Below are 12,313 nucleotides of genomic sequence, written 5' to 3' on the forward strand. Positions count from 1 at the left end.
TCCCCTCCGCGATAGTCCTGCCCGAGTGTAGGCCACTGTCCCCGCAAAGCAAGCCTGCATCTGCGACCAAGGTCGCGGCCCGGTGGCAGCCCGCAGGGATCAGGCAGGCTGGCCGGCGATCCAGTCCCTGGCATCCGTCACGGTGGCATAGCCGAAGGCCAGCCCGGTCATCATCGCGGCATGGACCTGGGCTGCGGGAACGGTGGTGCCCTGGAATTCCAGGTCGCGGGTGGCGCAGGCATCCGCGATGACCGTGGTCTTGTAGCCCAGGTCGGATGCGGCGCGGGTGGCCGCGTCGATGCACATGTGGCTCATGGCGCCCACGATCACGACATCGGTGACGTCGTTGTCGTCCAGGATGCGCTTCAGGTCGGTGTCCTTGAAAGCGTTGACGTTGTTCTTGGTCACGACGATCTCGTCCCCCTGGGGCGCGGCGGCGGGGTTGATCTGCGCGCCCTCGCTGCCGGGATGGAAGAAGGGGGCCGAGGGTTCCGCGAATTCGTGGCGCACATGCACGATCAGGTCGCCGCGTTCGCGGGCGGCATCCAGCACGGCGCGGGCCTTTTCGGCGGCTTCATCCATCCCCTCCAGCGGGAACTTGCCGCCGGGGAAATAGTCGTTCTGGATATCCACGGCGATGGTGGCGCGTCTGGTCATGGTCATCCCTTATCCGTTGACGGTTTCGAAAGTCTGGTCCCAGGTATTGCCGTCCGTATCCTCGACATGGACGCGGATCGGCTGGCCGTTGGGTTCGTAGGCAAAGCGGAACACCGGATCCTCGCTGATCGAGATCCCGGCCTTCAGCGCGAACAGCAATTCCTCGCCCTGGCGCACGTCCAGGCGGTCGATGAAATGGGCGGGGATGGTCAGCAGCGTCACCTGGTCGCGCTGCAGGCCGGAAAAATTCGGGTGCCGGATCATCAGCGTGCCGATGGTGCGGCCGTTTTCCTGCGCGGTTTTCCACCGCATCTGGCCCATGGTCGCCTCGACCGCCGCCATGTCCTTGCCCGCAGGCGCCGAGCAGCCGCCGGATGCCTTGACGAAGCGGCCCGCCATGACCTGGCTGCCGGTGCCAAGATCGGCGATGGCGCGCACGTCGGAATAGCTGTCCACGCGGACGCGGAATTCGAAATCCAGCGGCATCATCGCCGGGCCGAAGCTGTATTCGGCGGCGACGGGGGCGGGGTTTTCGTCGATGACAAGGGTCGCCGCCTGGATCGCCGGGGCGCCGGGCGGCTGGGTCAGGCGGATCGGGACGATCGCGGCCTCATGCGCGCGGACCGGCGCCTCAAGGTCCAGGGCGCCGATGTCCTGGGGCACGTCGGTTTGCAGGCCCAGGACCGATTCCCGCAGATCCTCCCAGGTGGCCGAGTTCTGCAGCGGATTATCCTGCGCCATCGCCGGTCCGGCCAGAAGCAGCGCGGCAAGGATATGAGCCTTCATCGTCAATCTCCTTTCCTCATGCGGCGATAGATGAAATCGGCTGTGTCTGCGCTCGATCCGGCATGGGCATCGGCTTCGGCGCGGGCCACGACCTGCGCGTGGTGGGGCGACAGAGAACAGACCGGGTCGGTCGCCCGCGCATCGCCCGCCAGCGCCATGGCCTGGCAGCGGCAGCCGCCGAAGTCGATGGTCTTGCGGTCGCAGCCTTGGCAGGGTTCCGGCATCCAGGCCGTGCCGCGAAAGGCGTTGAAGCTGTCCGAATTGTGCCAGATCTCGGCCAGATCCCGATCACGGACGTTTTCGAACCGCATCCATTTGATGGATTGCGCGGCATGGCAGGGCAGGACCGTGCCGTCGGGGGCGATGTTCAGGCCCGTGGATCCCCAGCCGCCCATGCAGGCCTTGGGATAGATGGCGTGGTGGTCGGCGGGGACATAGTCGATGACCATGCGCCCCCGCAGGCGGATGCGGGCGTCGTTCACCACCTGGCGCGCGAATGCCGCCTGTTCGCGCGTGGGCATCAGCGCCTTGCGATTGAGATCCGCCCAGCCGTGGAACTGCACGGTCGCGACTTCTATCCGCCGCGCGCCCAAGGCTTCCGCCAGGTCGATCATGTCGGGCAGGCGTTCCAGGTTCTGGCGGTGGACCACGGCGTTGATGGTCAGGGGAAAGCCGATGTCCTTCACCCATTCGGCAAAGTGCATCTTCTTGTCCCAGGAACCCGGATGTCCGCTGATCCGGTCGGCCATGTCGGGGCGGATGCCCTGCAGGGACAGTTGCACGTGATCGACGCCCGCGCGGTCCAGTTCCTCCAGCCGTTCGCGGGTGATGCCGATGCCGGATGTGATGAGGTTCACATACAGCCCCGCATCCCGCGCATGAGCCACGATCTGTGCCAGGTCGCGCCGCGCACCGGGTTCCCCGCCCGAGACATGGACCTGCAGCACGCCCAGGTCGGCGGCCTGCCGGAAGACGCGGCCCCAATCGTCCTCGGTCAGTTCCTGCGCGGCGCGGGTCAGTTCCACGGGGTTGGAACAATAGGGGCAGGCCAGCGGGCAGCGATGCGTCACTTCGGCCAGCATCGCCATGGGCAGGCCGGGGGTGACGGGGTTGCCGTCCAGGTCGCGGGGTTGCTGGACTTGGTCCTTCATGGCCGGTCCCTCACAAAGACCATCCGCCGTTCGATCAGCCCGGTCAGGAAATCGCGCACGTCGCCGGCGATCTGGTCCTCCGGCGCATTGTAGCGGGCGGCAAGGTCGCGGACAATCCGGGCCATGCTGCGGGTGCCGTCCAGTTCCGACAGGATCGCATCGCCGATGGGATCCAGCTGCATCGCCCGTTCGGGGGCCTGGAGGACGCGGATGCCGCGCACGCGGTCGTCGGCCAGCCGCACCCCGCGCGGCAGATAGGGAATGTCGTCGGGCGCGATCAGCGGGGCTGGCGTTGCGGGTGCGGCCTGGGCGTTCATTTTGCCATTCCCTCTCCCGGCCGCCAGGCGCCCGGCGGGATGTTGCCCTCGACATAGCCGTGCCACAGCGCGTCAAGCTGCGCCCAGAGCACGTCGGTCTTGAAGATCAGCGCTTGCGCCGCCGCGTCCTGCTTTTCCTTCGTGTCGGCATGGGTCAGGACGTAGTCCAGCCCGAAGGCCACATCCTCGGGCGCCTCGGTCAGGCGCTTCTTGAAATAGGCCAGGCTGCTGTCGTCGGCGAAATCGTAATGCGCCAGCAGGCCCTCGATCCGCTGGGCATGGATCCTGGGCGCGAACAGTTCCGTCAGGCTGGCCGCCACCGCGTCCAGCAGGGGCATGTCGCGCACGAAGCGGACATAGGCGTCCACCGCGAATCGCGTGGCGGGCATGATGCCCACTCCGCTGGCCACATAATCGGGGTCCAGACCCACGGCCTGCGCCAGCGCCAGCCAGCGGCGGATGCCGCCGCCTTCGGTGATGGCCCCGTCGTGATCCTCGATCCGCTTGCGCCAGCGGCGGCGCAGGTCGGGATCCTCGACGCGGCTCATGAACGCCGCGTCCTTCATGGGGATGCGCGATTGGTACATCCAGCGATTGATGACCCAGGCCCGCACCTCGTCGGGGGTGCAATGCCCGCCGTGCAGGCGGGCATGGAAGGGGTGGCGGTCGTGGTAACGCTCGGCGCCGATGGCGCGCAGCCGGGCCTCGAAGTCCTCGCGGGACTGGGCGGTGTCTTGCCCCGACTCTGAAAAGGCGTCCTTCACAGCGTGATCTCCATTCCGTCGCGGCCGACCTGCCAGCCGCTGGCTTCCGCTTCGCGCGTCTGGGCGCTGCCCGGATCGGTCAGCGGGTTCGAATTGTTCATGTGGACGAAGACCCGTCGCCCCACAGACACGTCCTGCAAGGCCGCCATGGTTTCCACCACCGGCATGTGGCCCATGCGGCGCCCGGTCTTCTGGCCCAGGCCCATGCGGATCATCTCGTCATCCTCCCACAGGGTGCCGTCGAACATCAGCAGATCGGCCCCGGCGATGCGGCCCTTCAGCCAGTCCGGCAGTTCGGCGCAGCCAGGGATATAGAGCGCGCGGCGCCCATTCGCCGTCAATTCCACGCCCACGGTCGTCTCGCCCACCAGATCCGTCTCGACCACGTCGCCTTCCTGATACAGCGGCACCTTGCCCGGCACCGCGAACAGCGTGGCGGTCAGGCCCGGCGCGATCTCGACCGACTGGTCCAGGGCGACGGGCTTTCGTTCCACCAGATCCCCGCGCAAGGCCCCCAGCATCGGGTTCCCGGCCAAGACGGCATGGATCGCAGGCGTGGCGAACAGCGCGAAGGGTTGGCTTTCCCGCAGCGTCAGCAGCCCCGCCACATGATCGATATCGCCATTCGTCACCAGCACCGAGCGCAGCGGCATATTGCGCAGCCCGGTCGGATGCAGCGCGGGCACTGCGGCCAGTTGCGCCCGGATGTCGGGCGAGGCGTTCAGGACCGCCCAGTCCCGCCCATCCGCGCTGACCGCGACCGAGCTTTGCGTCATCGCCGGGATCCGCCCGGCGCGCGCGGCGTTGCAGTTGCCGCAGCCGCAGTTCCATTGCGGCAGGCCCCCGCCCGCCGCCGCGCCCAAGACGATGATCCGCATGATCCCCCTGACGAAAAGACCCCGCCCGATTGCGTCGGACGGGGCCGTTCATGATGCCTGAAGCCTGCGCCTCAGAACAGGACGGGTTCGTCCTCGGCCGGGGCGTACATGTTGATTTCCATGCCGCAGGCGATTTCCTTCAGGGTGGGTTTTGTCCAAGCCATGCAGTTCTCCTCCAACTCCATGCCGCGCAACAGGCGACTGTTCCTCATGTTAGACCAGAGACAACGCGATTCAACACGACTAAGGTCGCATGTAACAAAAAGTTGGCGCGGCTGCCTGTTGTCAGGAAGATATGGCAATGTTCTTCGCCGTTTTATCCGCCTGCCTTGCGGCAGAAGTACCCGAGTGCGGCCCCGTGCTGCTGGTGGGCCAGCCTTTCGCAAGCAGGACCGAATGCGATGCCGGGGCGCCGCGAGTCGCGGAAAACTGGCTGGCGGATCATCCGGGTCTGGCCCAAGACGGCCTGCATTGCGCAGCCCTGGCCGACCTGCCTGCCTTGCCGACAAGGCAGGTGGCCGATGGCGTCCATGTCCACCTGGGCCCACCCTTCCAGTTCGAGGACAGCCCCGACGGCTGGATCGCCAATCTGGGCTTCGTCATCGGCCGGGACAGCATCGCGGTGATCGACGCCGGGGCCTCGCGCCGGCAGGGGCAGGCGCTGTTCGCGGCAATCCGGGCCGTCAGCGACAAGCCCGTCAGCCATCTGATCGTCACCCACATGCATCCCGACCACGCCTTCGGCGCCAATGTCTTTGCCGAGGCGGGGGCGACCATCGTGGGCCATGCCCGGCTTGGCGATGCGCTGCAATCGCGCGGCCCGGTCTATCTGGACAACCTGACGCGGCTTTACAGTCCTGCCGCGATGATCGGGACCGGGATCGTGCTGCCCGATGTCGCGGTGGCGGGCAGCTTGGACATAGACCTGGGCGGGCGCGTCCTGACCCTGGCGGCGGCGGATCCGGCCCACAGCGACAACGACCTGACGGTGCTGGACCGGACCACCGGCACGCTGTTCGCGGGGGATCTGGTCTTTCGCGACCTGACCCCCATCGTGGATGGATCCCTGCCCGGCTGGCTGGCCTGGATGGACGCGGCACAGGACGCGGGACCGATCGTGCCGGGCCATGGCCCGGTGGCGCGCGACTGGCAGGACGCGATCGGCGCGCAGCGGGATTTCCTGACGGCCCTGGACCACGCCACCCGCGATGCCTTGGATGCGGGCCTGCCGATGTCCCAGGGGGTGCCCGCCATTGTCGAGGCGCTGCAACCCTTCGCGGGCCGGTGGAATTCCTTTCCCGATTCAGCGGCGCGCGATGCCACCGCCGCCTTCAAGGAACTGGAATGGCAGTAAGGATTTGACACAACTGCCGGTTTCAAGTGACGATCACGCCAATGGCCCGCAGCAAAGCGGGCGAAGGGGGAGGGGGAAAGACGTGAAAGCATCGTTCTGCACGACCGTGGCCCTGGCCGCGCTGCTGGCCGGGGGCGCGCAGGCGCAGCTGGTTATCGAGAAGAACAGCGACGACCGCATCAACTGGAAAAGCCTGGAGGATTTCGGCGCCGCCCATGCCGACCTGAAGGGAAAAAGCGTCACCATCCTGGCGCCCTGGATGGGGCCCGACCAGGATCTCTTCACCTCGATTGCCGCCTATTTCGAGGATGCGACGGGCGCGACCGTCAACTATTCCGGCTCGACCAGCTTCGAACAGCAGATCGTTATCGACAGCGAGGCCGGATCGCCCCCCGACATCGCGGTGCTGCCGCAGCCGGGACTGGCCGCCGATCTGGCCGCCAAGGGCTTTCTGCGCGATCTGGGCGACGATACCGCCAAATGGGTCACCGACAATTACGCGGCGGGCGAAAGCTGGGCAGCGCTTGGCACCTATGCGGGCCAGGACGGAGCGCAGCATTTCTATGCCTTCCCCTACAAGGCCGACGTGAAATCGCTGGTCTGGTATGTGCCCGAGAACTTCGAGGATGCGGGATACGAGATCCCCGAAACCTATGAGGATCTGAAGGCGCTGACCGAACAGATTGCCGCCGATGGGGAAACCCCCTGGTGCATCGGCCTGGCCTCGGGCGGCGCCACCGGCTGGCCCGCGACCGACTGGGTCGAGGATCTGATGCTGCGCCTGAACACGCCCGAGGATTACGACGCCTGGACCACCAACGCGCTGCCCTTCAACGATCCCAAGGTCGTCAAGGCCATCGAGGAATTCGGCTGGTTCGCCAAGAACGACGATTTCGTGGCGGGCGGCACGGCCTCGGTCGCGTCCAACGATTTCCGCGAAAGCCCCGCCGGTCTCTTTGAAAGCCCGCCGGGCTGCTACATGCACCGTCAGGCCAGCTTCATCCCGTCCTTCTTCCCCGAAGGCACCGTGGTCGGCGAGGATGCGGATTTCTTCTATTTCCCCGCCCCCGCCGATGGCAGCCTGGGCCAGCCGGTCCTGGGCGGCGGCACGCTGTTCGGGGTCTTTTCCGACAACCCCGTGGCGATGGCCTTCATCGAGTTCCTGAAGACCCCCGCCGCGCATGAGCTGTGGATGGCGCAATCGGGCTTCACCACGCCCTATACCGGCGTCAACATGGACGCCTATGCTGACGAGACGCAGCGCAAGATGGGCCAGATCCTTCTGGACGCGACCACCTTCCGCTTCGACGGGTCGGACCTGATGCCGGGCGCGGTGGGCGCGGGCGCCTTCTGGACGGGGATGGTCGATTTCGTGGGCGGCGCATCCGCGCAGGATGTGGCCGACCGCATCCAGCAGACCTGGGCCACGCTGAAATAAACGCCTTCGGCGCGGCGGCCCGCCCGCCGCGCCCCTGCTGACCGGAGGTTTTCGGAATGGAACTGTTCTGGCTGGCCTTCGGCACGATCCTGGTCGGCGTCTTCGGCTGCGTGGCCTGGTTCTGGGGATCGAACTGGATCCTCGACCGCATCTATCCCCCGCGCGGGCCGAATGCGGGCGACAACATCCGCAAGGCCAACCAGATCCGGCCCTGGCTGTTCCTGGGGCCTGCGATCCTGTTCCTGGGCGTGTACCTGGTCTATCCGATCTTCGACAGCCTGTGGCGGTCGGTCCATGACGCGCGCGGCACGGATTTCGTCGGCGGGTCGAACTATGCCTGGCTGATGGGCGACGGCAAGTTCCGCGAATCGATGCGCAACAACCTAGTCTGGCTGCTGGTGGTACCGGCGCTCTCCACGCTGTTCGGGCTGATCGCCGCGCAACTGACCGACCGGCTGAAATGGGGCAATATCGGCAAGTCGCTGATCTTCATGCCCATGGCGATCAGCTTTGTGGGCGCGGGGGTGATCTGGAAGTTCATCTATGAATACCGCGAGCCGGGCGAGAACCAGATCGGGCTTCTGAACGCCATCGTGCAGGCGCTTGGCGGCGATCCGCAGCTTTGGCTGACGCTGATCCCCTGGAACAACTTTTTCCTGATGATCGTGCTGGTCTGGATCCAGACGGGCTTCGCGATGGTGATCCTGTCCGCCGCCCTGCGCGGCATCCCGGAAGAAACCATCGAGGCCGCGATCCTGGACGGCGCATCGCCCTGGCAGGTGTTCTTCAGGATCAAGGTGCCGCAGATCATGGGCACCATCGCCGTGGTCTGGACCACCATCACCATCGTCGTCCTCAAGGTCTTCGACATCGTGTTTGTCATGACCAACGGCCAATGGGGCACGCAGGTCTTGGCGAACCTGATGTATGACTGGATGTTTCGCGGCACGCCCGATTACGGGCGCGGCTCGGCCATTGCCATCGTGCTGATGGTCCTGGTCACGCCCATCATGATCTGGAACATCGTCAACGCCCGGCGGGAGGTGCGGTGATGGAGGGGATGGCCGGGCAGAAATCGGGCCTCGTCTGGGCGGTCAACATCGCCGCCTTCCTGCTGGTCCTGCTGTGGACCATCCCGACGCTGGGGCTGCTGGTGTCGTCCTTCCGCGACCGCGAACAGATCCTGACCTCGGGCTGGTGGCAGTCCTTTTCCGCGCAGGAGGCCACGGGCTTCGTGCGCACCGGCACGGGCGACGACGCGGTCCGGCAGGACGGGCAATATGTGATCGAAGGCAATGTCCTGGCCGAAGGCCAGTCCCTGATCGGCTGGGGCACCCGCGCCCGCGAACCTGCGGCCTACAAGCCGGGCGAGACGGCCGAGATCGGCGACGGCTGGCAGGTGACGGTGGCGGATGACGGCACCTATCGCATGACCTCGCCCACGCCGTTCGAGATGCGGCGGGGCGAACGGATCTTCGTCACCACCGGCGCGCCCGCCCGGCTGACCACGGAAAACTACGGCCGCGTCCTGTCCGCCGAAGGCTTGGGTCGGGCCTTCATGAACACCCTGACCGTGACCATCCCCGCGACCGTGATCCCGATCCTGATCGCGGCCTTCGCGGCCTATGCCTTGGCCTGGATGGAGTTTCCGGGCCGCGCCATCCTGACCGCCGCCGTGGTAGGCCTGCTGGTCGTGCCCCTGCAGGTGGCGCTGATCCCGCTTCTGCGGCTGCACAACGAACTGGGCATCGGCAAGGGATACCTGGGGATCTGGCTCGCGCATACCGGCTTCGGCCTGCCCTTGGCGATCTACCTGCTTCGCAACTACATGGTCGGCCTGCCGCGCGAGGTCATTGAGTCCGCCCGCGTGGACGGCGCCACCGAATTCCAGATTTTCCGCAAGATCATTCTTCCGCTGTCTTTTCCGGCACTCGCCAGCTTTGCCATCTTTCAGTTCCTGTGGGTCTGGAACGACCTGCTTGTCGCGACCGTTTTCCTTGGCAACACAAGGGAGCAACTGGTCATGACCGGCGTCCTGCGCGAGTTGATGGGGTCGAAGGGCGGGGAATGGGAAATCCTCGCCACCTCGGCCTTCATTTCCATCGCGGTGCCGCTGGTCGTGTTCTTTGCGATGCAGAAATATCTGGTCCGCGGGCTGCTGGCCGGATCCGTGAAAGGTGGATGACTTGACGGAAGCGAAAATCGACTGGTGGAAGGGCGGGGTGATCTATCAGATCTATCCGCGCAGTTTTCAGGACACGACGGGCGACGGGATCGGCGATCTGCCGGGGATCACGCAGCGCCTGCCTTATGTCGCCTCATTGGGGGTGGATGCGGTCTGGATCTCGCCCTTCTTCACCTCGCCCATGAAGGATTTTGGCTATGATGTCTGCGATTATCGCGGCATCGACCCGCTGTTCGGAAACATGGAGGATTTCGATTACCTGATCGAAAGGGCGCACGAACTGGGCCTGAAGGTGATGATTGACCTTGTAATGTCGCATACCTCGGACCAGCACCCGTGGTTCATCGAAAGCCGGGCCAGTCGCGACAATCCCAAGGCCGACTGGTATGTCTGGGCCGATCCCAGGCCCGACGGAACGCCACCCACCAACTGGCTGGCGATGTTCGGCGGCAGCGCCTGGCAATGGGATGCGCGGCGCGAGCAATATTACCTGCACAACTTCCTGGCTTCGCAGCCGGATCTGAATTTCCACAACCCGCAGGTCCAGGACGAATTGCTGGACATGGCAAAGTTCTGGCTGGACAAGGGTGTGGACGGCTTCCGGCTGGATACCGTGAACTATTACTTCCACGACGCCCAGCTGCGCGACAACCCGCCTCTGGCCAGGGAATTGCGCAAATCCGACACGGCCCCGGCGGTGAACCCCTATAACCACCAGAGCCATAAATACGACAAGTCGCAGCCCGAGAATGTCGCCTTCCTGGAACGCTTCGCCACGCTGCTGCGCCGCTATGGCGCCGCCGTCATCGGGGAAATCGGCGACAGCGAGCGCGCCCTGGAACTGCTGGAGGAATATACCGGCGTCGCGGGCCGGATGCAGATGTCCTATGTCTTCGACTTCCTGTCGGGAACGGACCTGCCTGCCAGGCGGATCTGCGAAGTCTTTGACGAGATGCATTCGGTCGCGCCCAATTCCTGGCCCTGCTGGGCCATGTCGAACCACGATGTCGTGCGCCATATCAGCCGCTGGAATCTTTCCGACCCTGCGGCCAAGGCCTATGCGACAGTGCTGCTGTGCCTGAAAGGATCGGTCTGCCTATATCAGGGCGAGGAACTGGGCCTGCCCGAGGCCGATATCGCCTTCGAGGATTTGCAGGATCCCTATGGCAAGGAATTCTGGCCGGAATTCAAGGGCCGCGACGGATGCCGGACGCCGATGGTCTGGGACATGGGCGTCAATGGCGGCTTTTCGGTCGTCAAGCCCTGGCTGCCGGTGCCGCATACCCATCTGCAACGCACCGTGGTTTCGCAGGAAGCCGATGCGCAATCCATGCTGCACCATTACCGCTGGGCTATCGGCCTGCGGCGCAAGCATTCGGCCCTGCGCGGCGGCAGCATGACCGACATGCACACCGAAGGCCCGGTGCTGACCTTCCGGCGCGCGGACAGCCAGCAGACACTGGAGATTCGCGCCAACCTGTCGGACGAGGAGGCAGGCGGCCTTCGCCCCTGGCAGGTCAGGATCATCGAGGGTTAGGGTTTGCAAAGGGAACGACGATGGCCGATCTGACACTGAGGGATGTCGCCAAATCCTATGGCGAGGTGCAGGTGTTGCGAAACATCGACCTGGACATCGCCTCGGGCGAATTCATCGTCTTCGTCGGCCCCTCGGGCTGCGGGAAATCCACGCTGCTGCGGATGATCGCGGGGCTGGAACGGATCAGCGGCGGCACGCTGGAAATCGACGGCGTGCTGATGAACGACATCCCGCCCAGCCAGCGGGGCATCGCGATGGTGTTCCAGTCCTACGCGCTCTATCCCCACATGACGGTGCGCGACAACATGGCCTTTGCGCTGAAGATCGCGGGCAAGTCGCGGGCCGAGGTGCAAGAGGCCACCGACCGCGCGGGGCGGATGCTGCAACTGACCCCCTATCTGGACCGCCTGCCCAAGGCGCTGTCGGGTGGCCAGCGCCAGCGGGTCGCCATCGGCCGGGCCATCGTGCGCGACCCCAAGGTCTATCTGTTCGACGAACCCTTGTCGAACCTCGACGCCGCCCTGCGCGTGGCCACCCGCATCGAGATCGCACAACTGAAGGCCGCCATGCCCGACCGCACGATGATCTATGTCACCCATGACCAGACCGAGGCGATGACGCTGGCCGACCGCATCGTCGTTCTGGCGGGCGGCGGCATCGCGCAGGTGGGCGCGCCGCTGGAGCTGTACGAACGCCCGGTCAACGAATTCGTGGCGCAGTTCATCGGCAGCCCGGCCATGAACCTGCTGCCCGGACGCGTCGCCGCCGTTGGTTCCGTTACCACCGTGCAGCTTGACGGCGGCGGCACCGCGCTTGTGGCGGTTCCCACGCGCGCGGGCGATGAAGGAATGCGCGTCAACGTCGGCATCCGCCCCGAGGACATGCGCGAAACGACCGGCCCCGCGATCTTCGAGGGCACGGTCGATCTGACCGAGGCCTTGGGCGAGGTGACGCTGCTTTACTTCGGCACGCGCGGCCAGGGCGTTCCGGTCATCGCCAAGCTGCCGGGCATCCATCCAGGCCTGAACGGCAAGACCGTGCGCCTGACCGCCGATCCCGCCGCGCTGCACCTGTTCCATGACGGGCAGTCGCTGCTGTATCGCCAGGGCGTCGATCTGCCGCCTTACCAGCCGCGCGCATCGGCGGGCGCGGCGGCGCCTCTTCCCGCCTGAGGGCAAAGGCTGCCGCCGGTCGTCGGATGGCAGCCCGTCGTCTTTGTCTGGAACAATCGGCACCGCTTCCCGTT

13 protein-coding genes are annotated in these 12,313 nt (G+C 65.8%); 6 read left to right on the top strand and 7 right to left on the bottom strand.

Annotation, left to right across the window (positions count from 1 at the left end; translation table 11 throughout):
• Positions 1-99 precede the first annotated feature (99 nt).
• The 7 genes from AAIL68_RS07770 to pqqA form a co-directional block, all read right to left on the bottom strand.
• A complete protein-coding gene (locus tag AAIL68_RS07770; RefSeq protein WP_347139146.1) occupies positions 100-657 on the bottom strand; it encodes a cysteine hydrolase family protein in 558 nt (185 codons plus the stop codon).
• 9 nt (positions 658-666) lie between these two features.
• Entirely contained in the window at positions 667-1,443 is a 777-nt protein-coding gene (locus tag AAIL68_RS07775) for a quinoprotein dehydrogenase-associated SoxYZ-like carrier (protein WP_347139148.1), read from the bottom strand.
• A gap of 2 nt (positions 1,444-1,445) precedes the next feature.
• Positions 1,446-2,594 (bottom strand): pyrroloquinoline quinone biosynthesis protein PqqE, encoded by a 1,149-nt coding sequence (gene pqqE, locus AAIL68_RS07780; protein ID WP_347139149.1) that lies wholly within the window; start codon positions 2,592-2,594, stop codon positions 1,446-1,448.
• A complete protein-coding gene (pqqD, locus tag AAIL68_RS07785) occupies positions 2,591-2,911 on the bottom strand; it encodes a pyrroloquinoline quinone biosynthesis peptide chaperone PqqD (RefSeq protein WP_347139150.1) in 321 nt (106 codons plus the stop codon). The genes pqqE and pqqD overlap by 4 nt, the downstream gene beginning before the upstream one ends.
• Positions 2,908-3,675 carry a pyrroloquinoline-quinone synthase PqqC gene (pqqC, locus tag AAIL68_RS07790; protein WP_347139151.1) on the bottom strand — a complete coding sequence of 256 codons (768 nt, stop codon included), beginning with the start codon at positions 3,673-3,675 and terminating at the stop codon, positions 2,908-2,910. Before pqqC ends, pqqD begins: the two co-directional genes overlap by 4 nt.
• On the bottom strand, positions 3,672-4,553 hold the full coding sequence (gene pqqB, locus AAIL68_RS07795; RefSeq protein WP_347139153.1) for a pyrroloquinoline quinone biosynthesis protein PqqB: 882 nt from the start codon (positions 4,551-4,553) through the stop codon (positions 3,672-3,674). Before pqqB ends, pqqC begins: the two co-directional genes overlap by 4 nt.
• Positions 4,554-4,624: 71 nt before the next feature.
• Positions 4,625-4,717: a pyrroloquinoline quinone precursor peptide PqqA gene (gene pqqA, locus AAIL68_RS07800; RefSeq protein ID WP_076522366.1), complete on the bottom strand. Its 93-nt coding sequence runs from the start codon at positions 4,715-4,717 to the stop codon at positions 4,625-4,627.
• Positions 4,718-4,848: 131 nt separating this feature from the next.
• On the opposite strand from pqqA, the gene AAIL68_RS07805 reads away from it, so the two are divergent.
• The 6 genes from AAIL68_RS07805 to ugpC all read left to right on the top strand — a co-directional run bounded on the left by AAIL68_RS07805 (position 4,849) and on the right by ugpC (position 12,239).
• On the top strand, positions 4,849-5,907 hold the full coding sequence (locus AAIL68_RS07805) for a quinoprotein relay system zinc metallohydrolase 2 (protein ID WP_347139154.1): 1,059 nt from the start codon (positions 4,849-4,851) through the stop codon (positions 5,905-5,907).
• Between the two features lie 178 nt (positions 5,908-6,085).
• Positions 6,086-7,345, top strand: coding sequence for an ABC transporter substrate-binding protein (locus tag AAIL68_RS07810; RefSeq protein WP_347139253.1), 1,260 nt, complete (start codon positions 6,086-6,088; stop codon positions 7,343-7,345).
• Positions 7,346-7,401: 56 nt separating this feature from the next.
• A complete protein-coding gene (locus tag AAIL68_RS07815) occupies positions 7,402-8,397 on the top strand; it encodes a sugar ABC transporter permease (protein WP_347139155.1) in 996 nt (331 codons plus the stop codon).
• Positions 8,397-9,530 (top strand): carbohydrate ABC transporter permease, encoded by a 1,134-nt coding sequence (locus AAIL68_RS07820; protein WP_347139157.1) that lies wholly within the window; start codon positions 8,397-8,399, stop codon positions 9,528-9,530. Before AAIL68_RS07815 ends, AAIL68_RS07820 begins: the two co-directional genes overlap by 1 nt.
• A gap of 1 nt (position 9,531) precedes the next feature.
• Positions 9,532-11,067, top strand: coding sequence for an alpha-amylase family glycosyl hydrolase (locus tag AAIL68_RS07825; protein WP_347139158.1), 1,536 nt, complete (start codon positions 9,532-9,534; stop codon positions 11,065-11,067).
• Positions 11,068-11,087: 20 nt separating this feature from the next.
• Positions 11,088-12,239, top strand: coding sequence for a sn-glycerol-3-phosphate ABC transporter ATP-binding protein UgpC (gene ugpC, locus AAIL68_RS07830; RefSeq protein WP_347139159.1), 1,152 nt, complete (start codon positions 11,088-11,090; stop codon positions 12,237-12,239).
• Positions 12,240-12,313 lie beyond the last annotated feature (74 nt).

This window comes from Paracoccus sp. SSK6 (assembly GCF_039770665.1).
Lineage (GTDB): Bacteria > Pseudomonadota > Alphaproteobacteria > Rhodobacterales > Rhodobacteraceae > Paracoccus.